The organism is Nocardioides sp., assembly GCF_035503875.1.
Classification (GTDB): domain Bacteria; phylum Actinomycetota; class Actinomycetes; order Propionibacteriales; family Nocardioidaceae; genus Nocardioides.
The window spans coordinates 126,575-149,123 of the sequence record NZ_DATJTA010000030.1; the positions used below are offsets into that span (position 1 = coordinate 126,575).

Genomic DNA, 22,549 nt, shown 5'->3' on the forward strand with positions numbered 1-22,549 from the left:
GGGGATCAGTCCAGCACGTGGCGCAGGTAGCGCCCCGGGGCGTCGAGGTAGGCCCGCCAGTGCTGGACCACCCCCAGCTCCTCCCAGGAGGTACGGCGCAGGCCCCACTCGCCCGCCTCGAGGATCGTCGCGCCGGGCATGGCGGCGAGCACGGGGGAGTGGGTCGCACACAGGACCTGACCGCCCGACTCGACGACTCGATGCAGCACGGAGATCAGACCCAGGCTGGAGGAGAACGACAGGGCCGCCTCCGGCTCGTCGAGGCAGTAGAAGCCGGGGGAATCGAAGCGGGTGCGGAGCACCTCCAGGAACGACTCGCCATGGCTCATCTCGTGATACCTCGGCGCCCGGCCCTTCTCGTCGCTCGCCTCGCTGAAGGTGTACCAGCCGTGCATCGTCTCCGCGCGGAGGAAGAAGCCCCAGCGGGCGGAGCCGAGGCCACGCCGGAGGGTGAGGACCGAGCCGAGGGTCGACTCGGTCGCCCGGGTCGAGTGCCGGCCCTGGTTCGACCCGCCCTCGGGGGAGAGGCCGTAGGCCATCGCGACCGCCTCGACGATCGTCGACTTGCCCGAGCCGTTCTCGCCGACGAGGAAGGTCACGCCCGGAGGCAGGTCCAGTCCGTCGCGGACGAGCTGGGCGACGGCCGGCACGGTCATCGGCCAGTCCCGCGCCGACGGACGGACCTCGGGATCCACCGAGATCCGCACCACCGGCGGCTGGTCGAAGTCCATGTCCGCACCGTAGTCGGCGCCACCCTCTAGATTGCTGGCATGCCCAGTACCTCGCCCGCCGTCGAGATCGAGGTCGACGACAAGGTGGTCCGGGTGAGCAACCCCGACCGGGTGTACTTCCCCGAGAGCGGGGCGACCAAGCTCGACCTGGTCGAGTACTACCTGGCCGTCGGGCCGGGGATCGTCAACGCGCTGTACGAGCGGCCGTGCATGCTGCACCGCTTCCCGAAGGGCCTGGCGGGCGACAAGGTCCACCAGAAGCGGATCCCGTCCGGCGCCCCGCCGTGGGTGGAGACCGTGCGGCTGCACTTCCCGCGCTGGAACCGCACCGCCGACGAGCTGTGCGTGACCGAGCTCGCTAGCGTGGTGTGGGCGGTGCAGATGTCGACGGTCGAGTTCCATCCGTGGAACAGCCGCCGCGCCGACACCGAGAGCCCCGACGAGTGGCGCATCGACCTCGATCCCGGCCCGCTGTGCGACTTCGAGACCGTACGCCGCGTCGCCCACGTCGCCCGGGAGGTCCTCGACGAGCTGGGCGCCGTGGGGTTCCCGAAGACCAGTGGCGGCTCCGGGTTGCACGTCTACGTCCGGATCCCGCCCGACCACGGGTTCGCCGACGTACGACGCGCCGCCCTGGCCTTCGCGCGCGAGGTCGAACGGCGCGCGCCCGACGACGTGACCACGCAGTGGTGGCGCAAGAACCGCGACCCGCACCACCTCTTCGTCGACTACAACCAGAACGCCCGCGACCACACCATCGCGGCGGCGTACTCCGTGCGCGGGGTGGCCGACGCCCGGGTCTCCACACCGGTCCGCTGGGACGAGATCGACGACGTCGACCCGCACGACTGCACGATCTTCACGGTGCCCGCGCGCTTCGCCGAGCTCGGCGACCTGCACGAGGACATCGACGGGCACCCGTTCGACATCGCGCCCCTGCTGGAGTGGGCGGACCGCGACGAGCGCGACGGCGTGGAGACTCCCGACACGCCGGACCCTCAATCTTGACTCGTTCCAGAAAGCGCGGCATGCTCGTCCCATGACGACGCCGGACTTCGAGGCGCAGCTCCGCGGTGTCTCGCTTCGGGTGACCCGTCCGCGGCTGGCCGTGCTGACCGCGGTGCACGAGCACCCGCACGCCGACACCGATGCGCTGATCAACCGCGTGCGCGGCGACCTGGGAGCCGTCTCCCACCAGGCCGTGTACGACGTGCTCCGGGCACTCACCGACGCGGGCCTCGTCCGCCGGATCCAGCCGGCGGGCGCGACCGCCCGCTACGAGTCGCGCGTCGGCGACAACCACCACCACGTGGTCTGCCGCTCCTGCGGCGCCATCGCCGACGTCGACTGCGCCGTCGGCCATACCCCCTGTCTCACCGCCTCCGACGACCACGGCTTCGTGGTCGACGAGGCGGAGGTCGTGTACTGGGGCACCTGCCCCGATTGCGCGGCCGGCTCCGTGGGAGCACAACCAGCCAGCACCACCCCTCAGTGACCGCCAGGTCGACCCGTTCGGAAGGATGCAGATGAGCGACAGCCAGGACAACGCCACCCCCGAGAGCCCCCAGGGAGTGGACCGCAAGGCCGAGGGCGGGTGCCCGGTGATGCACGACTCCGCTGCCGCGCACGGCAGCGAGAGCGAGAACCCGGCGATCGACTCGCCGACGCCCCAGACGGGTGGCCGTCCGCGCACCAACAAGGACTGGTGGCCCAACAGCCTCGACCTCACGGTGCTCCACGCCCACTCCTCGAAGGGCAACCCGCTCGCCCCGGACTTCGACTACTCCGAGGAGTTCACGAAGCTCGACCTCGCCGAGCTGCGTCGCGACATCGTCCAGGTCCTCAACACCTCGCAGGACTGGTGGCCGGCGGACTTCGGCCACTACGGCGGCCTGTTCATCCGGATGAGCTGGCACGCGGCCGGCACGTACCGGATCCACGACGGCCGCGGTGGCGCCGGCGACGGCGGCCAGCGCTTCGCCCCGCTCAACAGCTGGCCCGACAACGCCAACCTCGACAAGGCGCGCCGCCTGCTGTGGCCGGTCAAGCAGAAGCACGGCCAGAAGATCTCCTGGGCCGACCTGCTCGTGTACGCCGGCAACGTCGCGCTCGAGGACATGGGCTTCACGACGTTCGGCTTCGGCTTCGGCCGCGAGGACGTGTGGGAGCCGGAGGAGATCTTCTGGGGTCCCGAGGACACGTGGCTCGGCGACGAGCGCTACAGCGGCGACCGCGAGCTCTCCGACCCGCTCGGTGCCGTCCAGATGGGCCTGATCTACGTCAACCCCGAGGGCCCCAACGGCAACCCGGACCCGCTGGCCTCGGCCCGCGACATCCGCGACACCTTCGCCCGGATGGCGATGAACGACGAGGAGACCGTCGCCCTCATCGCCGGCGGCCACACCTTCGGGAAGACCCACGGTGCGGGCGACGCCGACCTGGTCGGCCCGGAGCCCGAGGCGGCCCCGCTGGAGGAGCAGGGTCTGGGCTGGAAGAGCGCGTTCGGCTCCGGCAAGGGCATCGACACGGTCACCTCCGGCCTGGAGGTCACCTGGACCACCACGCCGACCCGGTGGAGCAACGACTTCTTCAAGCTGCTCTTCGGCTACGAGTGGGAGCTGACCAAGAGCCCCGCCGGCGCCAACCAGTGGGTGGCGAAGGACGCCGAGGACATCATCCCCGGCCCGACCGCCGACGCTCCCCGGCGCAAGCCCACCATGCTGACCAGCGACCTCGCGCTGCGCTTCGACCCGGCGTACGAGAAGATCTCGCGCCGCTTCCTGGAGAACCCGAACGAGTTCGCGCTGGCCTTCGGCAAGGCCTGGTACAAGCTGCTGCACCGCGACATGGGTCCGGTCGACCGCTACCTCGGCCCCTGGGTCCCGGAGCCGCAGCTGTGGCAGGACCCCGTCCCGGCCGCCACCGGCCAGCAGATCGCTGACGCGGACGTCGCGACCCTGAAGGCGAAGGTCCTGGACTCGGGCCTCAGCACCGCCGACCTGGTCTCGACCGCGTGGGCCTCGGCCGCGTCGTTCCGCTCCACCGACAAGCGGGGCGGCGCGAACGGCGCCCGCATCCGCCTGGAGCCGCAGCGCAGCTGGGAGGTCAACCAGCCCGAGCAGCTCGCCACCGTCCTGGAGAGGCTCGAGGGCATCCAGGCCGAGTTCAACGCGGCCGGTGGCGCGCAGGTCTCCCTGGCCGACCTGATCGTCCTCGCGGGCTCCGCGGCGGTCGAGAAGGCCGCCAAGGACGCCGGCGTCGAGGTGAGCGTGCCGTTCCGTGCCGGACGGACCGACGCCACGCAGGAGCAGACCGACGTCGACTCCTTCCGGGTGCTCGAGCCCCGCGCCGACGGCTTCCGCAACTACCTGCGCGCCGGCGAGAAGCTCCAGCCCGAGAAGCTGCTCGTCGAGCGCTCCTACCTGCTCGACCTGACCGCGCCGGAGATGACGGTGCTCCTCGGCGGCCTGCGCGTCCTCGGCGCCAACGTCGGCGGCGCCCAGCACGGCGTGCTCACCGACCGGCCGGGCGTGCTCACCAACGACTTCTTCGCCAACCTGCTCGCCCCCGGGTCGCGCTGGAAGGCCTCGGAGTCGGAGGAGAACGTCTACGAGATCCGCGACGCCGCGACCGACGAGCTGACGTGGACGGCCACGGCGGTCGACCTCATCTTCGGCTCGAACTCGCAGCTGCGCGCGCTCGCCGAGGTCTACGCCAGCGAGGACGCCCGCGAGAAGTTCGTGGCCGACTTCGTGGCGGCCTGGACCAAGGTCATGGAGCTCGACCGCTTCGACCTGGCCTGAGCCACCCGCACGACCCGCGAGAGCCCGGTCGGTCCGCCAGGACCGGCCGGGCTCTCCCGCGTCCGGACCGGCCCCTAGAATCGCGGCCCGTGGGCCACATCCAGATCACGCCGAGCATCCTCAACGCCGACTTCGCCGCCCTCGGCGCCGAGGTGGCACGCATCCCCAGCGCCGACTGGGTGCACGTCGACGTCATGGACAACCACTTCGTCCCGAACCTGACGTTCGGTCCGACGATGGTCGAGGCGCTGGCGCGCAGCACGGACCTGCCGCTCGACGCGCACCTGATGATCAACGAGCCCGACCGGCACGCCCCGGCGTACGCCGAGGCAGGCTGCGGCTCGGTCACCTTCCACGTCGAGGCGGCGGCGGCACCGGTGCGGTTGGCGCGCGAGATCCGGGCCGCCGGCGCCCGCGCGAGCATGGCGCTGCGGCCCGCGACCCCGGTCGAGCCGTACGAGGACCTGCTTCCCGAGCTCGACATGCTGCTGCTGATGACCGTGGAGCCCGGCTTCGGCGGCCAGAAGTTCCTCGACCTGGTGCTGCCCAAGATCCGCCGCGCCCGGGCGCTGATGGACAAGCACGGCGTCGAGACCTGGCTGCAGGTCGACGGGGGAGTCTCGCTGGAGACGATCGAGCGCTGCGCCGAGGCCGGCGCCGACGTCTTCGTGGCCGGCTCGGCTGTCTACTCCGCCGACGACCCGGACGCGATGGTCGTCGCGCTGCGTGAAGCGGCCGGGAGCGCCGCCGGCGACGCGGTGCGCTGAGCCTCCTGCATGGCTGATCCCAGGATCGGTGGTCACTGGCGCCGATGAGGCAGGAACGCTCACGCCGGGCGATGTCCGCCACGCTGTAGCCGATGTCTTCACAGCTGCGCCCCAGTTCGACGGCTCCGAGCCAGGCTCGGGTGAGCAGTCGCCCCTCGTCGTAGGTGCGGAGCATCGCCGCGGCGCCGATCGTGCGGATCTCGGGGATGATCTCGTCCAGCAGGGCGAGGCCGATGCTGAGGCTCAGTATCCGGATCAGGCGGGTCCGGGACTCGTAGTGGTGGGCCAGGGTGCCGATGCTCAACCCGACGCGGGCGGCGATCCGTCTGCTCGACGGAGCCTCCAGGCCGTCCTCGCCGATCAGCTGGGCCAGCACGTGCGCGAGCTCGTCGGTGCGGCTGTTGGTGTCGAGGAGTCGGGGCATGCCGTCGATCGTGGCGGCGCTCTGCGGTGCCGTCGAACGCCTCTCCACAGGAGCGACCAGGTCGCGCCGGTGGGTCTGCGCGTTGGTCGAGCGATCGATCAACGACCGAGTCGCGATTCTTGATCGAGCGCTCGACCAACCCGGAAACCTCCGTCCCGCCCAGCCGGCCAGGCTTCCGAATTCCATGTGGTGATCGCCACGGGGCGGTCCGACGGGTTGGTATGGCACACTCGGCCCCGACGAGTTGTGAACAGCTCGCGTGCTCTGGGGTCGGTGTAATTCCGAGCCGGCGGTGACTGATCGGGCGCTTCTGCGCTCGCTCGGAAGTCCGCGACCCGATCGCAGCCAGCGATCGGCTGACCAGGTGAGATTCCTGGACCGACGGTGAAAGTCCGGATGGGAAGCGCACGCAAGGTGACACACCGACGTCCCGTCCGGATGGACGAGTGCGTCGAGGTGTCACGTCAGCCCCGGAGTCCGTGAGCAGACCGGACGGAGGGCGGATGGGCTACACCGATGCCGAGCGCGGCGCGATGGCGCGTGCCCTCGAGCTCGCGGCGACGCCCGGCGTACCCCTCGGGCCGAACCCGCGCGTCGGCTGCGTCCTCCTCGCCCACGACGGGACCACCATCGCCGAGGGCCACCACCGTGGCGCCGGCACCGCCCACGCCGAGGCGGACGCGCTCGCCCGGGCCGGTGACGCCGCTCGCGGGACCACCGCCGTCGTTACTCTCGAGCCCTGCAACCACACCGGCCGCACCGGCCCGTGCGCCGAGGCGCTCGTCGCCGCCGGCGTACGACGAGTCGTGTACGCCCAGCCCGACCCCAACCCGGTGGCGACCGGAGGCGCGACGACCCTGCGCCAGGCCGGGGTCGACGTCGAGCAGGGGCTGCTCGACGACGAGGCCCGTGAGCTCAACCGGGTCTGGAGCTTCGCGATGGAGCACCGCCGCCCGTTCGTCACCTGGAAGCTCGCGACCACCCTGGACGGCCGCAGCGCCGCCGCCGACGGCACCAGCCGGTGGGTCAGCTCGCTGGCGGCCCGGCGCGACACGCACCGGCTCCGCGCGCTGTGCGACACGATGCTGGTCGGCACCAACACGATCGCCGTCGACGATCCGCTGCTGACCGTCCGCGACGAGGACGGCGTACCGCTGCCGCACCAGCCGCTGCGCGCGGTGCTGGGCGAGCGCGACCTCGACCCGGGCAGGCGGGTCCTCAACGCCGACGCCGAGACGGTGCACCTGCGCACCCGCGATCCCCACGCCGCGCTCGCTGAGCTGTTCGCCCGCGACCGCCAGCACGTCTTCCTGGAGGGCGGACCGACCGTCGCGGCTGCCTTCCTGGCCGCCGGCCTGGTCGACGAGATCGTCGCCTACGTCGCCCCGATGTTCCTCGGCGCCGGCCGCAACGCGGTCGCCGACCTCGGAATCACCACGATCGCCGACGCGTTCCGTCCCGTGGTCACCGACGTGACCGTGCTCGACGGGATCGACGGCGAGCAACCCAACGTGCGTCTCACCATGACGCCGCGAACGGAGACCTGACATGTTCACCGGAATCGTCGAGGAGCTCGGCACCGTCGAGGCCGTGGAGGACCAGGGGGACGCCATCCGGCTCACCATCCGGGCGGCCACCGTGCTGGCCGACGCGGGCCTGGGCGACTCGATCGCCGTGAACGGCTGCTGCCTGACCGTCGCCGAGCGGACCGGGGAGACCTGGACCGCCGACGTCATGCAGGAGACCCTCGACAAGACCAGCCTGTACGGCGTCCGCCCCGGCGACCGGGTCAACCTGGAGCGCGCGGTCACCGCCGACAAGCGGCTGGGCGGCCACATCGTCCAGGGCCACGTCGACGGGGTCGGCCAGGTCGTACGCCGCACGCCCAGCGAGCACTGGGAGGTCGTCGAGGTCTCCTTGCCGGCGGAGATGTCGCGCTACCTGGTCGACAAGGGCTCGATCACCGTCGACGGGGTCAGCCTCACCGTCGTCGAGGCCGGCGCGGAGTCCTTCACGGTGAGCCTGATCCCCGAGACGCTCGCCCGCACCACGCTCGGCTTCCGGTCCCCCGGGGACCGCGTGAACCTCGAGACCGACGTCATCGCCAAGCACGTCGAGAAGCTGCTCGGCGCCTACCTCCCGCAGCACCCCCAGCAGAGCACCCCGCAGAACCAGGAGAACAACTCATGAGCCACCGGGTCCGCCTCGACAGCGTCGAGCGCGCCATCGCCGACATCGCCGCCGGCAAGGCCGTCGTGGTCGTCGACGACGAGGACCGCGAGAACGAGGGCGACATCATCTTCGCGGCGAGCAAGGCGACGCCCGAGCTGATGGCCTTCACCATCCGGCACTCCAGCGGCGTGATCTGCGTGCCGATGCCCGGCGACATGCTGGACCGGCTGGAGATCCCGCTGATGACGCCGCACAACAAGGACAAGCTGCGCACGGCGTACACGATCTCGGTCGACGCCCGCGACGGCGTCTCCACCGGCATCTCGGCCGCCGACCGCGCCCACACCGCCCGGGTCCTGGCCGACTCGGCGACCGAGCCGTGGGAGATCACCCGGCCCGGCCACGTCTTCCCGCTGCGCTACCGCGACGGGGGTGTGCTGGCGCGCCGCGGCCACACCGAGGCGGCCGTCGACCTGGCGAAGCTCGCGGGCCTCACGCCCGCGGGCGTGCTGGTCGAGGTCGTCAACGACGACGGCACCATGAAGCGTGCCGGGGAGCTGCGCGAGTTCGCCGACGAGCACGGCCTCGCGATGATCTCGATCGAGGACCTGGTGAAGTACCGCCGCCGGCACGAGGTGCTGGTCGTCCGGGAGGCCGAGACCCGGCTGCCGACGCGGCACGGCGACTTCACGGCGTACGGCTACCAGATCACCACGGACGCCTCCGAGCACATCGCGCTGGTGTACGGCGACGTCAGCGGCCCCGAGCCCGTGCTGACCCGGGTGCACTCCGAGTGCCTGACCGGTGACGTGTTCGGCAGCAGCCGGTGCGACTGCGGCCCGCAGCTCGACGAGGCGATGGCGCGGATCGTCGAGGAGGGCCGAGGGGTGGTGGTCTACCTGCGCGGCCACGAGGGCCGGGGGATCGGCCTGGTCGCCAAGCTGCAGGCCTACCAGCTCCAGGACGGCGGTCGCGACACGGTGGACGCCAACCTCGACCTCGGCCTGCCCGCGGACGCCCGCCACTACGGCGCGGCGACCCAGATCCTCAAGGACCTCAAGATCGACGCGGTCCGGCTGATGACCAACAATCCCGACAAGGTGAGCAACCTCGAGGACTACGGCATCTCGGTCGCCGAGCGGGTGCCGCTCACCCCCCACCCCAACGACCACAACATCGCCTACCTGCTGACCAAGCGGGACCGGATGGGCCACGTGCTGCCCGGCCTGACGTCGGCCACCGACACCCTGAACGAGAACGGAGCGACCCGATGAGCGGAGCCGGGATCCCCAGCCACGAGCCCGTCGACTGCCACGACCTGCGGGTGGCCGTCGTCGCCGCGAGCTGGCACGAGCAGGTGATGGACGGCCTGCTGGCCGGCGCGACGCGCGCGTTCACCGACTTCAAGGTCGAGGCGCCCGTGGTGGTCCGGGTCCCGGGCACCTTCGAGCTGCCGGTCGTCGCCTCCGCCCTCGCGGCGCAGGGGTACGACGCCGTGGTGGCGCTGGGCGTGGTGGTCCGGGGCGGCACCCCGCACTTCGACTACGTCTGCAACGCCGCGACCGACGGGCTGACCCGGGTCGCGCTCGACCACACGGTGGCCGTCGGCTTCGGCGTCCTGACCTGCGACGACGACCAGCAGGCGCTGGACCGCGCCGGGCTGGAGGGCTCGAAGGAGGACAAGGGCTACGAGGCCACCGCGGCCGCGCTGCTCACCGCGCAGACCCTCAAGCGGGTCAAGCGCGGCTACGAGGACTGACCCGGGCTCAGGTCCAGCCGAGGATCTCCGCGACCTGGGTGTGCAGGGTCATCGGGTCGAAGGGCTTCGAGATGACCCCGGCGACCGCGATCTCGTTCCAGACCTGCTTGACCCCGACCTGCACCTTGGCGGTCAGCAGCACGACCGGGATGTCGCGTGTCGCCGGATCCTCCTGCAGGTGCCGGAACGTCGTCGGGCCGTCCATGTCGGGCATCATCACGTCGAGCAGCACGACGTCGGGGCGGTGCTCGCGCGCGAGCGCGAGCGCCGCCACGCCGCCGTCGGCCGGGATGACCTGCCACCCGCCGACCGCCTCGAGCGCGATCTGGGTGATCTCCCGGATGGAGTCGTCGTCGTCGACGACCAGGGCCGTCACGCTCATGGAGCCTCCGCGGGGGCCGGGGGCGCGGGCGGGACGGTGCCGTCGAAGACGGCCGAGTAGTAGGTCTGCAGGTCGACCTCGGTGAGGGTCAGCCCCGCGTTGCGGTGCAGCAGCCGCTCGATGCTCGGGCCAAGGCCGACGATCTTGTCGTTGAACGCGCACAGGTCGTACCCGCAGACCGCCCGCTCCTCGACCAGCAGCTCGACGATCGTGGAGATCATCGCCTGGAAGACCTGCGCCTGCCGGCGTCGGCGCTCGACCAGCGTGAACCCCAGGTAGAACACCGCGTTGCGCGCGGTGTGCTCGGGGTAGTGGTGCGCGAAGTAGTCCGGGCTGATCCACGGCACCGTCGACAGGTCCCGGGTGAGCGTCGACATGCCGATCAGCTCGCCCTCGGCGCTCCAGGCGAGGTACTTCATCACCCGCTCGTCGTCCATCTCCTCCATGAACTCCTCCTCGTGGAGGAGCTGGCGGGCGACCGCGCGGGTCGCCAGCTCGCTGAAGGTGTCGCGGTAGAGCTGGTAGTAGCGGGCCGCCGTCTCGTGGTCGACGCTGGTGGCGACCGTGATGGTGATCGCCTCGGGCAGGGTCTTCTCGGTCACGGTGCCTCCCACCCGACGGAGGTGTACGCCGCCACGACGAGCGCGCAGACCGGCTTGTCGGTGCAGTGGGCGTAGGCGGTCGCGATCTGGATCTCGCCGTACCCGCCACCCCGGCTCGCGGTCATGTCCTCCAGGCTCAGCGTGATCTGCTCGCGCAGCGACTCCTCGCTGCCGGCGTGGTGCTCGACGAACAGGCCCTTGCCGGTCTCCTCGTCGACGACCCAGCCCAGGCCGGACCAGACGATCTCGCCCGGGTGGTCGGCGTGCCCGGAGGAGAGGACGCAGTACAGCCGGTCGCCGTGGGCGGCCTCCAGCACCTCGTTGGTGTGCGTGATCCGGCTCCCCGGAGGGATCACGGACGACAGCGTCACCAGGTTGAGGTTCGCCACCCCGGCCTCCATGAGGGCACTGTCGAACGCCGAGAGCGGGGTGCGGCCGGAGCCGCTGCCTCGTCGTACGGTGATGTGGACGGCGACGTCAACGGGAGGGGAGAGGGTCATGAGCCACCTTCGCTTTCTTGCCCGGTCAGGGCGTTGACCAGGTCGAGGACCCGGCCTTCTAGAGCCTCCGGGCCGGATCGGCCCTTCGTCAGGAACACGGTGCTTCCGAGTCTGAGGTCCGCCCGCTGGCGGTGGTCGACGTCGGCGGCGCTGTAGACGACCAGTCCGACGTCGGCGAGGAGGGGATGGCGGCGGAAGTCGGCGACGACCTGCGAGCCGTGCCCGTCGGGCAGCTGCAGGTCGAGGACGAGCACCTGAGGCAGGAGCTCGGCGCCGAGACGGATCGCGTCGCTCGCCGTACGGGCGTGGACGACGCGGAGGCCGTGGGAGGTGAGCAGGGTGGTGACCACACCGGCCAGGTCGTCGTCGTCCTCGACGAGCAGCACGGTGGCGTCGTCGCGACGGCCGGCGAGGGCGGCCTCCACGGCCCCGACGAGACGGTCCTCGCTGGCGGGCTTGATCAGCCAGTCCTCCGCCCAGGGGCGCAGCGCCGGGTCGTCCTCGGGGCCGAGCCCGGAGACGACGACCACGGGGATCGCCCGGGTGCGGGGCTGCTCGCGCAGCTGGGCGACCACCTCCGCGCCGGATGTGCCGGGCATCCGCGCGTCGAGGAGGATGACCGCGGGTCGGTCGGCGATCGCCCGGGTGACGGCGTCGTTGCCGTCGTTGACGCCGATGGTGCGGAAGCCGTGCTGCACCAGGGTCGCCGACAGGGTGTCGACCGTCCCGGCGTCGTCGTCGCAGACCAGGACGACGGGCGCGCCGCTCAGACCGTCCTGGGTCACCGTGCGGTGGACGGCCGGGAGCGAGAACCGCACCGTGGTGCCCGCGGAGAGGGAGCTCTCCGCCCAGATCCGCCCGCCGTGCCGCTCGACGATCCCGCGGCTGATGGCGAGGCCCAGTCCGGTACCGCCCTTCTGGCGGGCGTCGGAGGAGTCGACCTGCTGGAAGCGCTCGAAGACCGTCTCGAGCTTGTCCTCGGGGATGCCCCGGCCCTCGTCGCGCACCGCGAAGATGACGAACCGGCCCTCCTGGACCGCCTCCAGGGTGACGGTGCTGTCGCGCTCCGAGAACTTCAGCGCGTTGCCCAGCAGGTTCGTGAGGGTCTGCACGATCCGGTCCCGGTCGGCCACTACCCGTCCCTCGGCGCGGCCGATCTCGACCCGCACGCCGCTGGCGTGGGCGATGCCGGCCAACTCGGTCGACGACGCCACCAGCAGGTCGGCGGCGTCGAGGGTCGTGGTCTCCATCGGGCGGGTGCCGGACTCGATGCGCTCGAGGTCGAGGATGTCGTTGATCAGCCGGGTCAGCCGCTCGCTGCTCTCCAGGGCGATCGCGGTCAGCGACTGGGCCCGCGGCTCGAGGGCGCCGACGCTGCCGCTGGCCAGCAGGCCGAGGGAGCCGCGGATCGAGGTCAGCGGCGTGCGCAGCTCGTGGCTGACCACGGAGAGGAACTCGTTCTTCATCCGGTCGACCTCGTGGCGCTGGGTGACGTCACGGAAGACGACCACCGCACCGCGGACGACGTCCTCGTCGAGGAGGGGGCTCGCCGTGATCTCGACCGGGAAGGTGGCGCCGTCGGCGCGCTGGTAGACGTCCTCCTCGGCGTTGGTCACCCGCCCCGCGCGGATCGCCTCGTAGACGTAGCAGCCCTCCCACTTGTAGGCCGTGCCGTCGGGTGCGGCCGCGTGGAAGGTGTCGTGGGCGTGCCGGCCGCGCAGCTCCTCGGGGTCGTAGCCCAGGACGTCCGCGCCGGAGGGGTTCACGAACGTGATCCGGCCCTCCGCGTCGACGCCGTAGATGCCGTCGCCGACCGAGGTCAGCAGCACCTCGGTCTGGCGGGCCAGGCGCCGCAGGTCGGCGGTCTGCTCGCGCACCCGCTGCTCCAGGCCGCGCCGCAGCCGGGCGTTGTCGACGGTGAGCAGCATCTGCCGGAGTCCGGCGGCCAGCACCAGCACGATCCAGATCGCCAGCTGGATGAAGGGGGACTGGCCCTGCTCCCCGAACACGGTCTGCACGGTTGCCGCGGCGATGAGCATCGCGAACACGATCACCGTGTCCAGGGTCTCGGCGCCGGTGTCGCTCTCCTCGACGTCGATGTCGGGCGTCGGGTACCAGCACGCGGCCGCGATCACGAGGTAGCCCGCGATCCAGCCCAGGTCGAGCAGGGAGCCGAACTCGAAGTCACCCTCGGCCACGTGCGCGGCGTACGACAGGTCCGAGACGGCGTACAGCAGGAAGCCGATGGCGAGCATCAGCAGGGCGGGCCGGGCGGAGCCGCGGATGCGCTGCACCAGGAGGAGACCGACGGCCACGAGGACGACGTCGAGGACCGGGATGAGCAGGGTGAGGACGCCCTGGCCCGGGGCGTCGGCGTTGTCCCAGAGGTCGTCGTACACGAGGACGAAGGCGATGATTAGGACGGCGGAGCCCATGACCACGCCGTCGAGCGCCATCACCAACAGGTCCAGACCACGTCGGCGCACCGTGGGGAAGTTGAGCAGTCCGGCGATCGACAGCAGCAGGGCGGTGCCGACCGTGATGTCGCTGACCGTGTTGGGCGGATCGAGGGCCAGGACGGCGACGAGGACGTTGCCCGAGACGGCGACGATGGCCGCCGCCATCAGCAGCCGCCAGGACTGGCGGCGGCGTCCGTGGCTGCGGTGAGCGGCCACGGCACAGCTGGATGCGGCGGCCAGGCCCGCGAAAAGGAGCCCGGCGCCCGTGGTCGCGGATCGGACCGACGCAGGCATGCCAGGCTGCAACAGCAGACCGAAGAGGACGATCGCCACGCCTGCGACAGAGACCGCCACGGTGAACTGACGACGCGAGGCCTCGTCCACACTCGCGGGGCCCATGCGCGAGACCGTATCAGCGCCGGGGGTGTGTCCGGGCCCCGGTCCCGGCGTCGGGATCTGTGCCGCACCGCCTAGAGTTGCCGTCTGTGAAGACGTTCGACGAGTTGTGGGCCGAGCTCAGCGAGAAGGCCCGGACCAGGCCCGAGGGATCCGGCACGGTGCTGCAGCTCGAGGCAGGCGTCCATGCGATCGGCAAGAAGCTGGTCGAGGAGGCTGCGGAGTCCTGGATGGCGGCCGAGCACGAGGGCGCCGAGCGGGCGGCCGAGGAGATCAGCCAGCTGCTCTACCACGCCCAGGTGCTGATGCTCGCGACCGGCATCGAGCTCGACGACGTCTACGCCCACCTCTGAGGAAGCCTCATGTCCCTGCTCCGCATCGCGGTCCCCAACAAGGGGTCGCTCTCCCAGGCAGCATCCGAGATGCTGCGCGAGTCCGGCTACCGCCAGCGTGAGGACCCCAAGCAGCTCACGCTGACCGACGCCGAGAACGGCGTCGAGTTCTTCTACCTGCGCCCCCGCGACATCGCCCTGTACGTCGGCGAGGGCACCCTCGACCTCGGCGTCACGGGCCGTGACCTGCTGCTCGACTCCGGCGCCAAGGCCGAGGAGGCGCTGAGCCTCGGGTTCGGCCGCAGCCGGTTCCGGTTCGCCGGTCCCCGCGGCGCCTTCACCGACCTGGCGCAGCTCTCGGGTGCGCGGATCGCGACGTCGTACGTCGGGGTCGTCCGCGCCTTCCTGGAGGAGCGCGGCATCGAGGCCAGCGTCGTGCGCCTCGACGGCGCGGTCGAGACCAGCATCCAGCTCGGTGTCGCCGACGCCATCGCCGACGTCGTGGAGACCGGCAGCACCCTGCGTCAGGCGGGCCTGGAGGTGTTCGGCGAGACGATCCTGGAGTCCGAGGCGGTCCTGGTGGCCCGCAGCGGCTCGGTGCCGGCCGGCCTGGAGATCTTCAAGCGCCGGCTGCAGGGCGTCCTCGTGGCCCGCGGCTACGTGATGATGGACTACGACATCGAGGAGGCGCGGGTCGCCGAGGCGGTCCAGCTGACTCCCGGCATCGAGAGCCCGACCATCTCCCCGCTGCGCCGCGACGGCTGGGTCGCCGTGCGCGCGATGGTCCCGCGTGACGGCTCGCAGCGACTGATGGACGAGCTGTTCCAGATCGGTGCCCGCGGCATCCTGCTCACCAAGATCGATGCCTGCCGACTCTGAGAGGGGCCCGGACCTCGTGTCGGTGCCGCACACCTGGCGGCCGCTCGGCCCCCGGATCGCCGGGGCCGTCGGTGGCCTGCTCCTGCTCGTGCTCTTCATGGCCGCCTGGTTCGCGTTCGACGACGAGACCCGAGCCCGGTTCAACGTGATCCAGATCGGCACCCTGGCCCTGTTGTGGGTGATCGGCGCCGGCGCGATGAACGCGCTGGTGCGCTCGCGCGTCGTGGCCGAGCGGGACCGGCTGGTCGTCGTCAACGGCTACCGCCGGCGCGAGCTTGACTGGGCCGAGATCGTCGCCGTCCGCCTGCCCCCGGGCGCCCCGTGGGTCACCCTCGACCTCGCCGACGGCGACACGATGTCCGCGATGGGCATCCAGGGCTCCGACGGCGACCGCGCTCGGCGCGCCGTCCGCCAGCTCCGCGCCCTGGTCGAGCAGCCCCCCAACCGCTGAGAGCGGCCTCGCCAACCGGTGATCGAGCAGCGAAGGACGAAGTCCTGAGCGCCCGTCGAGATCCCCGCAACCCCCGCGAGCGCGCCACTCCGACCTCGACGGCTCAGTCGACGGCGCGGATCCCCCACGTCGCCGACAGCTCGTCATCGAGACTGCCGGCGGGACCGAGCACCACCAGGTCCTCGCCGGAGCGGAACGCGTCGGGCGGCGCGGTCATCGGCTCCACCGCGATCGAGCGGCGGGCCGTGCGCGCGACGTCGTCGGCGGTGTAGAGCAGCAGCCAGGGGTGGTGCTCGTCGACCCACAGGACGACGCCGAGCCCGGTCGCCGGGTCGCGCAGCACGGTCGTCGCCACGCCGCGGTCGTCACGGGCCAGGTCGGTGAAGGAGTCGTTGAGGGCGACCGAGCGCAGCGGCCGCGCGACCCGGAAGTCGTACGGCGTCCCGTCGACCGCCTCGCGCCCGGTCGGGAGGAGCCGCTCGGGGTCGCTCAGCAACCGGGTCGCCGCCGGCATGGTCAGCTCCAGGGTGTCGACGGGACCCGGCCCGACGGCGAGGTACGGATGCGCCCCGCTGGCGTACGGCGCGGGCACGTCGGACGTGTTCGTGGCCGTCTGGGTGACGGTCAGCCCGTCCGCGGACAGGTCGTAGACGACGCTCAGGTCGAGCGTCCACGGGTAGCCGGTCTGCGCCATCAGCCGGTACGAGAGAGCGACCGAGTGCGCGGTGTGCTCCTGGACGGTCCACGCCGCCCAGCGAGCCAGCCCGTGCGAGGCGTTGTTCCGCTTCGGCTCGGTCAGGGCGAGCTGGTGATCGGCCCCGCCGAAGGAGTAGCGCCCGTCCCGCACGCGGTTGGGCCAGGGGACCAGCAGCTGACCGCGACCTCCCGACGACGTCTCGCTCTCGTCGAAGCCGTCGACGAGCGCGCGGCCGCCGTACGTCAGCAGCCGCAGCGCGGCGCCGCTCTCCGTGACGACCGCGCGGTAGCCGCCCGCCGCGATCTCGAACTGGTCACCGCTCGGAGGAAGCACTGGCACACCCTATGGTTCGTCGGACGTCCGCAGGCCGGAGGTCCCGCTCCGCGGCCCGTCCCCGCGGGTGACGTGCAGGTCGGCGGACCGCCGGGTGCCCTCGGCCGCGAAGTGCGCGACCTCGTCGGCGACCCAGGCCGCCAGGTGCGGCTCGACGAGCGGCCCGTCCCGCTCCACGACCCGTCGGAGCCGCTCGTCGTCGGGAGCGCTCACCCACACCAGCACCGTGCGGTACGGCGCCAGCACCCGGGCACCGGAGCCGACCCCCTCGAGCACCAGCAGCGGGGACCTCGGCACCGGGACGGACTCGGCGTACCGGCCGGCGAGCCAGTCGTAGCGCAGGTACGACGAGGCCACCCCGCGGCCCAGCGGCTCGAGGAGCTCCGCCAGGCGCGTGGGCAGGGTCGGCAGTCCGCCCCAGCCGTCCAGCAGCTCGTCGGTGTGGACGACGACGGCCTGCGGCTCCAGCGCGGCGAGCGCGGCCGCCAACGTGGTCTTGCCCGACCCGGCCGGGCCGTCGACGCAGATCAGCCGTCCGGAGCCGAGGGTCGCCGGTCGTTCTCGTGCGAGCCGGAGCGCGGCCTCAGCAGGCGAGGCCGTGGCCACGGTAGGTGGTCGCCGTACCGGTCAGGTCGTCGCCGGCGAGCAGGTGCGCGGTCGTGGTGTGCTCGAAGAGCTCGCCGGCCTTGGCGTGGCGGAACCACACCAGGTCGCCGATCCGCAGCATCCCCGCGGTGTGGCCGACCAGCGGGGTCTGCACCTCGCCGGCGCCCTCGAGCGTGGTGAGGGAGAGCCCGGCCGGCGCCCAGGGCGTCGGCAGCCGGTCGGGACCGGCCGGGCCGGACGCGACCAGCCCGCCGCCGTGCACGGTCGCGACGTCGGGGGAGGGCCGGCGGGTGACGGGCAGCCCGAAGAACGCCGCCGGCCGCGGCGCGAACGAGCGGTAGTGGTCGAAGAGGGTCGGCACCAGCAGCCCGGAGCCGGCGGCGATCTCGGTGACGACCGGGTCGGAGCCCGACGACTCCACGGATCCCGACCCGCCGGCGTTCCAGAACTCCAGGTCGGCCACCTGGGCGATCGCGTCGGCGACCTCGCGGCGGCGGTGCGCGAGCTGGGCGACCGAGGCGGTCTTCAGGCCGCGCACGACCATCGAGCGTGCCCGCGCGGTGGGGACGACGTCCTGGAGTCCGGCGACCTGGCCCTCGTAGGTCATCACGCCGACGAGCCGGAAGCCGGGACGGGCGGCGATCGTCCTCGCCAGCTCCAGGACGCGGGACGCCTCGTGCAGCGGGGAGCGCTTGGGGCCGACGTGTCGGCCCGCGAGCCGGAGCCCGGCGTCGACGTCGATCGCGACCCGGATGGGCACGGCCGTCGACGCGCGCACCGAGTCGACCACGTCGAGGTGCGCCACGTCGTCGACCATGAGGGTGATGTGGGCGGCCGCCCGCGGCGAGGCGACGAGGTCGGCGAGGGCGGCGCGGTCGACGCTGGGGTAGGCGACCACCAGGTCGTCCGCCACCTCCCGCTCCTCCAGCCAGAGCGCCTCCCGCAGGGTGAAGGCGAGGACGCCCTGGAACCCCTCGCGCGCCAGCACCCGGCGCAGCAGGTCCGGCACCCGCACGGACTTCGAGGCGACCCGGATCGGCTTGCCCGCGGCGCGCCGGACCAGGTCGTCGGCATTGGCGTCGAAGGCGTCGAGGTCGACGACCGCGAGGGGGGTGGGCAGCGGCTCGCCGTGCCGGGCGACCGCGCCGTCGAGCCGCGCCCAGAGGCGGTTGCGCTCGATGACCGAGTCGCCGCCCATCAGGAGATGCCCCGCTTGCGCAGCAGGGCCTCGATGTCGGCGAGGTCGTCGTCCTGGACGGCGGGCGCTCCGCGCTCGGCGGAGCCCACCGCGGCCTTCGGCGTACGACGACCCGCGCGCTCGACCGGTCGGCCACCCGAGCGGGCCTCGAGGGCGCGCGCGGCGACGAACGCGACGACCGCGACCCCGGCGACGACGATGCCGACCCACACCTTCGGGCTCAGCACCAGCGTGGCGATCCAGTCGCCGACGGCGTCGACGATCCGGGTGAACATCCGCAGCGTGTTGGTGAGGTACGCCGCCAGCGGCAGCAGGGTCAGTCCGATGCCCCGGATCCCGGAGGCGAGGCCCCGGCGCCGGAAGGCGTACCAGGTCCAGATCCCGCCCAGCACGGTCAGGCTCAAGGTCAGTGCGGCCCAGCTCGCGTCGTCCACGTCGTCAGCCTCCCACAAGCGCCCAGGGTCCGGTTTCGTGCCGGATGCCGGGCGCGAGAGGATGGGGGCATGGAGCAGGCAGAGGGCATGCGTCGGGAGCTGCAGAGCCCGGCGTACCCCGACGACGACGGTGCCGTGCCCGACGAGGTCGCCGCGGCCCTGACGACGTACGCCGCGGCCCCCGGCGACGCGACCGCGTACGCCGGCGTGGTCGCCGCCCTGCAGCGCTCCCGCCTGCTGGTCCCGGTCGTGGCGGTCCTCGGGGAGGCCGAGGTCGACGACCGGGGACTGACCCACGACAAGTCGAGCGAGATGGCGGCGGTGCTGCTGACCGGTGCCGACGGGCGGCTGGCGCTACTCGCCTTCACCGGCACGGAGGCGCTCGCGGCCTGGGACCCGCAGGCCCGGCCGGTGCCGGTGCTCTCCCAGCTCGCGGCCCAGTCGGCGATCCAGGAGGATGCCGCGGCGGTCGTCGTGGACGTGGCCGGGCCGGTGACCGTCGTGATCCAGGGCGAGGACCTGCGCGGCCTGGCGGCGGGCTGGGTGCTCGCCGAGGTCGGCGGCCGACCCGCCTGGGTGCGGCCCACCGATTAGCCCCTCCCGGAATGTTCGGTTAACCTTCGGTGTTGACCGATCAGTTCCTGGTGCCGCACGGCGCGAGGAGCCGATCATCAAGCGGAGGACAAGCAACATCGTCTCCCACCCGCATCGACCGTCGCAGCATCAGGTCGTCGGGTCCGGTCCCGTAGGTCCCACCAGGCGCTCGTCGTCGGGTGACGGTCCTCGGTGGTGCGATCACCTCGCGGTGGCGTGTCGCGACTGGCTTCCGCTTGTTGGACGAGCGGAAGCCCTCGTTGATTTCGGACCTGTTCCGATGCCGACGAGACACCCGGCCACCTGACCACTGGAGGACACATCAGCACCGAGCTTCGTATCAACGACCGGATCCGGGTTTCCGAGGTCCGCCTCGTTGGACCCAGCGGCGAGACCGTCGGCATCGTGCCGACGGCCGATGCGCTGCGCCTTGCCCAGGAAGCCGACCTCGACCTCGTCGAGATCGCGCCCATGGCCCGCCCCCCGGTCTGCAAGCTCATGGACTACGGGAAGTTCAAGTACGAGAACGCCCAGAAGGCTCGCGAGGCCCGTCGGAACCAGACGAACGTGATCATCAAGGAGATGAAGCTTCGTCCCAAGATCGACGCGCACGACTACGAGACCAAGAAGGGTCACGTGGTCCGCTTCCTCAAGGCCGGCGACAAGGTCAAGATCACGATCATGTTCCGCGGCCGCGAGCAGCACCGCCCCGAGCTGGGCTTCCGGCTCCTGCAGAAGCTGTCCGAGGACGTCGCCGAGCTCGGCTTCGTCGAGTCCTCGCCGAAGCAGGACGGCCGCAACATGATCATGGTGCTCGGCCCGCACAAGAAGAAGGCCGACGCGAAGGTCGACGCCCAGGCGGCCAAGGAGTCCCGCGCCGCCGAGCGTGCCGCGGCCCAGGCCGAGGAGCAGGCCGAGCGCGACGCCGCCCACGCGGCCGGCCCCGTCGCGAAGAAGAAGGAGCGCGGTCGCTCCGAGAACCTCGATCCCGAGATCGAGGCCTGAGCCGCTCCACCCCCAGCCATCCGAACGGCGCACCACCGTGCTGCCGTCAGGACGACGAGAGAGAGATAGAGATGCCGAAGAACAAGAGCCACTCCGGTGCCGGGAAGCGTTTCCGCGTGACCGGGTCCGGCAAGATCCTTCGCGAGAAGGCCGGCAAGCGCCACAACCTGGAGAAGAAGGCCTCGAAGGTGACGCGTCGCCTCACCGGGACCGTCGAGGTCGCCAAGGCCGACGTCCCCCGCGCGAAGAAGATGCTGGGTCTCTGACACCCACGGGGGCTCCGCCCCCGTGAGCCCCCGCTGGGGCTTCGCCCCAGACCCCGACTCTGAAGGCACGGGGGCTCCGCCCCCGTGAGCCCCCGCCGGGGCTCCGCCCCAGACCCCGTAGCGGGGCTCTCCCGAACCGAACTTTGAGCACCAAGGAGTAAGACAGTGGCACGCGTCAAGCGGGCAGTGAATGCCCAGAAGAAGCGCCGGACTACCCTCGAGCGCGCCGCCGGCTACCGCGGCCAGCGCTCGCGGCTGTACCGCAAGGCCAAGGAGCAGGTCACCCACTCCCTGGTCTACAGCTACAACGACCGGCGCAAGAACAAGGGCAACTTCCGCAAGCTGTGGATCCAGCGGATCAACGCCGCGGCCCGTGCCCAGGGCATGACCTACAACCGGTTCATCCAGGGCCTCGGCCTGGCCGGTGTCGAGGTCGACCGCAAGATCCTCGCCGAGCTCGCCGTCAACGACGCCCCGGCCTTCGCCGCGCTCGTCGAGACCGCCAAGGCGAACCTGCCCGAGGACGTCAACGCCCCGGCCTCGGCCTGAGGTTGCTGGCACGTCCTGCCGGTTTCCCAGGTTTTGAACCCTTCCTGCCTCTTCACACACCTCACCTCGTGTGTGAAGAGGCAGTTCGGGTTCATCACCTGGGAAACCGCCGCAAGGCCGAGGATCAGGCCGACGCGGGAGCGTTGACGTCCTCGGGGAGGGCGGACTTGGCGGTCTCGACGAGCGCGGCGAAGGCCGGGGCGTCGTTGACGGCCAGGTCGGCCAGGATCTTGCGGTCGACCTCGACACCGGCGGCCTTGAGGCCCTGGATGAACCGGTTGTAGGTGAGGCCGTTGGCGCGGGCGCCGGCGTTGATGCGCTGGATCCACAGCTTGCGGAAGTCGCCCTTCTTCTTGCGCCGGTCGTTGTAGCTGTAGACCAGCGAGTGGGTGACCTGCTCCTTCGCCTTGCGGTAGAGGCGCGAGCGCTGGCCCCGGTAGCCGGAGGCGCGCTCGAGGACGACCCGACGCTTCTTCTGGGCGTTGACTGCCCGCTTGACGCGTGCCATGTGTGTTGCTCCTTGGTGCTAGATCGTGGATGCCCGTCGCGTGACGATGACTGGGCGGGTGGTGAGGGGTCGGATCAGAGTCCGAGCAGCTTCTTGGCGCGCTTGACGTCGGCCTTGGCCACCTCGGTCGTGCCCGACATGCGACGGGTCATCTTCGACGGCTTCTTCTCCAGGTTGTGGCGCAGCCCGGTCTTCTGGCGGCGGATTTTGCCGGAGCCGGTCACGCGGAAGCGCTTGGAGGCACCGCTGTGCGTCTTGTTCTTGGGCATCTGGTTGGTTTCCTTCTACTCGTTACGCGTCGATCTCGGGGTCGAGGTTCTCGGAGCGGCGGCGCTCCTTCTTCGGTCCGGGTACGGCGTGGGCGGCGCGACGCTCGGCGTGCTCCTCGGCCCGCTCGGCCTCACGGGCCGCGACGCGCTCGGCCTTCTCGGCCTGCGCCTCGGCCTTGGCCTCGGACTTCTTCTTGTGGGGCCCCAGGACCATGATCATGTTGCGGCCGTCCTGCTTGGGGGCGGACTCCACGAAGCCCAGCTCCGTGACGTCCTCGGCCAGCCGCTGCAGCAGCCGGAACCCGAGCTCGGGGCGGTGCTGCTCGCGACCACGGAACATGATCGTGATCTTGACCTTGTCGCCCTGGCGAAGGAACCGCACGACGTGACCCTTCTTGGTCTCGTAGTCGTGCTGGTCGATCTTCGGCCGGAG

General features: G+C 71.6%; 27 protein-coding genes and 1 riboswitch. Of the genes, 15 read left to right on the forward strand and 12 right to left on the reverse strand.

Features of this window, described 5'->3' with window-relative positions; translation table 11 throughout:
- Positions 1 to 5: 5 nt before the first annotated feature.
- Positions 6 to 731 carry an AAA family ATPase gene (locus VMF51_RS07585; protein ID WP_325473806.1) on the reverse strand — a complete coding sequence of 242 codons (726 nt, stop codon included), beginning with the start codon at positions 729 to 731 and terminating at the stop codon, positions 6 to 8.
- Positions 732 to 770: 39 nt separating this feature from the next.
- On the opposite strand from VMF51_RS07585, the gene ligD reads away from it, so the two are divergent.
- The 8 genes from ligD to ribH all read left to right on the forward strand — a co-directional run bounded on the left by ligD (position 771) and on the right by ribH (position 9,656).
- Entirely contained in the window at positions 771 to 1,739 is a 969-nt protein-coding gene (ligD, locus tag VMF51_RS07590) for a non-homologous end-joining DNA ligase (protein ID WP_325473807.1), read from the forward strand.
- Positions 1,740 to 1,770: 31 nt separating this feature from the next.
- Positions 1,771 to 2,226 carry a Fur family transcriptional regulator gene (locus VMF51_RS07595; protein WP_325473808.1) on the forward strand — a complete coding sequence of 152 codons (456 nt, stop codon included), beginning with the start codon at positions 1,771 to 1,773 and terminating at the stop codon, positions 2,224 to 2,226.
- A gap of 31 nt (positions 2,227 to 2,257) precedes the next feature.
- Entirely contained in the window at positions 2,258 to 4,534 is a 2,277-nt protein-coding gene (katG, locus tag VMF51_RS07600) for a catalase/peroxidase HPI (protein WP_325473809.1), read from the forward strand.
- Positions 4,535 to 4,623: 89 nt separating this feature from the next.
- A complete protein-coding gene (gene rpe, locus VMF51_RS07605) occupies positions 4,624 to 5,301 on the forward strand; it encodes a ribulose-phosphate 3-epimerase (protein WP_325473810.1) in 678 nt (225 codons plus the stop codon).
- A 679-nt stretch (positions 5,302 to 5,980) separates the two neighbouring features.
- Positions 5,981 to 6,138, forward strand: a riboswitch (FMN riboswitch).
- Between the two features lie 90 nt (positions 6,139 to 6,228).
- A complete protein-coding gene (gene ribD, locus VMF51_RS07610) occupies positions 6,229 to 7,272 on the forward strand; it encodes a bifunctional diaminohydroxyphosphoribosylaminopyrimidine deaminase/5-amino-6-(5-phosphoribosylamino)uracil reductase RibD (protein ID WP_325473831.1) in 1,044 nt (347 codons plus the stop codon).
- 1 nt (position 7,273) lies between these two features.
- A complete protein-coding gene (locus VMF51_RS07615; RefSeq protein ID WP_325473811.1) occupies positions 7,274 to 7,915 on the forward strand; it encodes a riboflavin synthase in 642 nt (213 codons plus the stop codon).
- Positions 7,912 to 9,171, forward strand: coding sequence for a bifunctional 3,4-dihydroxy-2-butanone-4-phosphate synthase/GTP cyclohydrolase II (locus VMF51_RS07620; RefSeq protein ID WP_325473812.1), 1,260 nt, complete (start codon positions 7,912 to 7,914; stop codon positions 9,169 to 9,171). The genes VMF51_RS07615 and VMF51_RS07620 overlap by 4 nt, the downstream gene beginning before the upstream one ends.
- Positions 9,168 to 9,656, forward strand: a complete 489-nt coding sequence (ribH, locus tag VMF51_RS07625; protein ID WP_325473813.1) for a 6,7-dimethyl-8-ribityllumazine synthase — start codon at positions 9,168 to 9,170, stop codon at positions 9,654 to 9,656. The genes VMF51_RS07620 and ribH overlap by 4 nt, the downstream gene beginning before the upstream one ends.
- Positions 9,657 to 9,663: 7 nt before the next feature.
- Here the strand turns inward: ribH and VMF51_RS07630 are convergent, their stop codons facing one another.
- The 4 genes from VMF51_RS07630 to VMF51_RS07645 are packed head-to-tail and all read right to left on the reverse strand — an operon-like array spanning position 9,664 to position 13,998.
- On the reverse strand, positions 9,664 to 10,038 hold the full coding sequence (locus tag VMF51_RS07630; RefSeq protein ID WP_325473814.1) for a response regulator: 375 nt from the start codon (positions 10,036 to 10,038) through the stop codon (positions 9,664 to 9,666).
- The gene (locus VMF51_RS07635; protein ID WP_325473815.1) at positions 10,035 to 10,640 is read right to left on the reverse strand and encodes a hypothetical protein; all 606 of its coding nucleotides are present in this window, start codon (positions 10,638 to 10,640) and stop codon (positions 10,035 to 10,037) included. The genes VMF51_RS07630 and VMF51_RS07635 overlap by 4 nt, the downstream gene beginning before the upstream one ends.
- Positions 10,637 to 11,140, reverse strand: coding sequence for a pyruvoyl-dependent arginine decarboxylase (locus VMF51_RS07640; protein WP_325473816.1), 504 nt, complete (start codon positions 11,138 to 11,140; stop codon positions 10,637 to 10,639). Before VMF51_RS07640 ends, VMF51_RS07635 begins: the two co-directional genes overlap by 4 nt.
- Complete coding sequence (locus VMF51_RS07645) at positions 11,137 to 13,998, reverse strand: ATP-binding protein (RefSeq protein WP_325473817.1); 2,862 nt, start codon at positions 13,996 to 13,998, stop codon at positions 11,137 to 11,139. Before VMF51_RS07645 ends, VMF51_RS07640 begins: the two co-directional genes overlap by 4 nt.
- An 86-nt stretch (positions 13,999 to 14,084) precedes the next feature.
- Here VMF51_RS07645 and VMF51_RS07650 point away from each other — a divergent pair, with 86 nt between their 5' ends.
- From VMF51_RS07650 to VMF51_RS07660, 3 genes are read left to right on the forward strand one after another with little or no spacing between them, the layout of a single operon-like run.
- Complete coding sequence (locus VMF51_RS07650) at positions 14,085 to 14,348, forward strand: phosphoribosyl-ATP diphosphatase (protein ID WP_325473818.1); 264 nt, start codon at positions 14,085 to 14,087, stop codon at positions 14,346 to 14,348.
- A gap of 9 nt (positions 14,349 to 14,357) precedes the next feature.
- A complete protein-coding gene (gene hisG, locus VMF51_RS07655; RefSeq protein WP_325473819.1) occupies positions 14,358 to 15,206 on the forward strand; it encodes an ATP phosphoribosyltransferase in 849 nt (282 codons plus the stop codon).
- Between the two features lie 16 nt (positions 15,207 to 15,222).
- Complete coding sequence (locus VMF51_RS07660) at positions 15,223 to 15,657, forward strand: PH domain-containing protein (RefSeq protein ID WP_325473820.1); 435 nt, start codon at positions 15,223 to 15,225, stop codon at positions 15,655 to 15,657.
- A 103-nt stretch (positions 15,658 to 15,760) separates the two neighbouring features.
- Here the strand turns inward: VMF51_RS07660 and VMF51_RS07665 are convergent, their stop codons facing one another.
- Genes VMF51_RS07665 through VMF51_RS07680 form a run of 4 tightly spaced genes read right to left on the reverse strand, consistent with a single transcriptional unit; the run spans position 15,761 to position 18,925 of the window.
- A complete protein-coding gene (locus VMF51_RS07665) occupies positions 15,761 to 16,687 on the reverse strand; it encodes an aldose 1-epimerase family protein (protein ID WP_325473821.1) in 927 nt (308 codons plus the stop codon).
- Between the two features lie 9 nt (positions 16,688 to 16,696).
- Complete coding sequence (locus tag VMF51_RS07670; RefSeq protein WP_325473822.1) at positions 16,697 to 17,293, reverse strand: 4-amino-4-deoxy-L-arabinose transferase; 597 nt, start codon at positions 17,291 to 17,293, stop codon at positions 16,697 to 16,699.
- Positions 17,271 to 18,491: an amino acid deaminase/aldolase gene (locus VMF51_RS07675; protein WP_325473823.1), complete on the reverse strand. Its 1,221-nt coding sequence runs from the start codon at positions 18,489 to 18,491 to the stop codon at positions 17,271 to 17,273. Before VMF51_RS07675 ends, VMF51_RS07670 begins: the two co-directional genes overlap by 23 nt.
- Positions 18,491 to 18,925: a hypothetical protein gene (locus VMF51_RS07680; RefSeq protein ID WP_325473824.1), complete on the reverse strand. Its 435-nt coding sequence runs from the start codon at positions 18,923 to 18,925 to the stop codon at positions 18,491 to 18,493. The genes VMF51_RS07675 and VMF51_RS07680 overlap by 1 nt, the downstream gene beginning before the upstream one ends.
- Before the next feature lie 69 nt (positions 18,926 to 18,994).
- On the opposite strand from VMF51_RS07680, the gene VMF51_RS07685 reads away from it, so the two are divergent.
- The 4 genes from VMF51_RS07685 (at position 18,995) to rplT (VMF51_RS07700) (ending at position 21,339) form a co-directional block, all read left to right on the forward strand.
- Complete coding sequence (locus tag VMF51_RS07685) at positions 18,995 to 19,519, forward strand: SseB family protein (RefSeq protein ID WP_325473825.1); 525 nt, start codon at positions 18,995 to 18,997, stop codon at positions 19,517 to 19,519.
- 351 nt (positions 19,520 to 19,870) lie between these two features.
- Positions 19,871 to 20,524: a translation initiation factor IF-3 gene (infC, locus tag VMF51_RS07690; protein WP_325473832.1), complete on the forward strand. Its 654-nt coding sequence runs from the start codon at positions 19,871 to 19,873 to the stop codon at positions 20,522 to 20,524.
- 71 nt (positions 20,525 to 20,595) lie between these two features.
- Positions 20,596 to 20,790, forward strand: a complete 195-nt coding sequence (rpmI, locus tag VMF51_RS07695; protein WP_056862815.1) for a 50S ribosomal protein L35 — start codon at positions 20,596 to 20,598, stop codon at positions 20,788 to 20,790.
- Between the two features lie 165 nt (positions 20,791 to 20,955).
- Entirely contained in the window at positions 20,956 to 21,339 is a 384-nt protein-coding gene (gene rplT, locus VMF51_RS07700; protein WP_325473826.1) for a 50S ribosomal protein L20, read from the forward strand.
- 124 nt (positions 21,340 to 21,463) lie between these two features.
- Here rplT (VMF51_RS07700) and rplT (VMF51_RS07705) read toward each other — a convergent pair whose 3' ends face one another.
- The 3 genes from rplT (VMF51_RS07705) to infC (VMF51_RS07715) all read right to left on the reverse strand — a co-directional run.
- Positions 21,464 to 21,847: a 50S ribosomal protein L20 gene (rplT, locus tag VMF51_RS07705; RefSeq protein WP_325473827.1), complete on the reverse strand. Its 384-nt coding sequence runs from the start codon at positions 21,845 to 21,847 to the stop codon at positions 21,464 to 21,466.
- A gap of 74 nt (positions 21,848 to 21,921) precedes the next feature.
- Positions 21,922 to 22,116 (reverse strand): 50S ribosomal protein L35, encoded by a 195-nt coding sequence (gene rpmI, locus VMF51_RS07710; protein WP_325473828.1) that lies wholly within the window; start codon positions 22,114 to 22,116, stop codon positions 21,922 to 21,924.
- 22 nt (positions 22,117 to 22,138) lie between these two features.
- On the reverse strand, positions 22,139 to 22,549 hold a 411-nt coding region (gene infC / locus VMF51_RS07715; RefSeq protein ID WP_325473829.1), incomplete at its 5' end, for a translation initiation factor IF-3.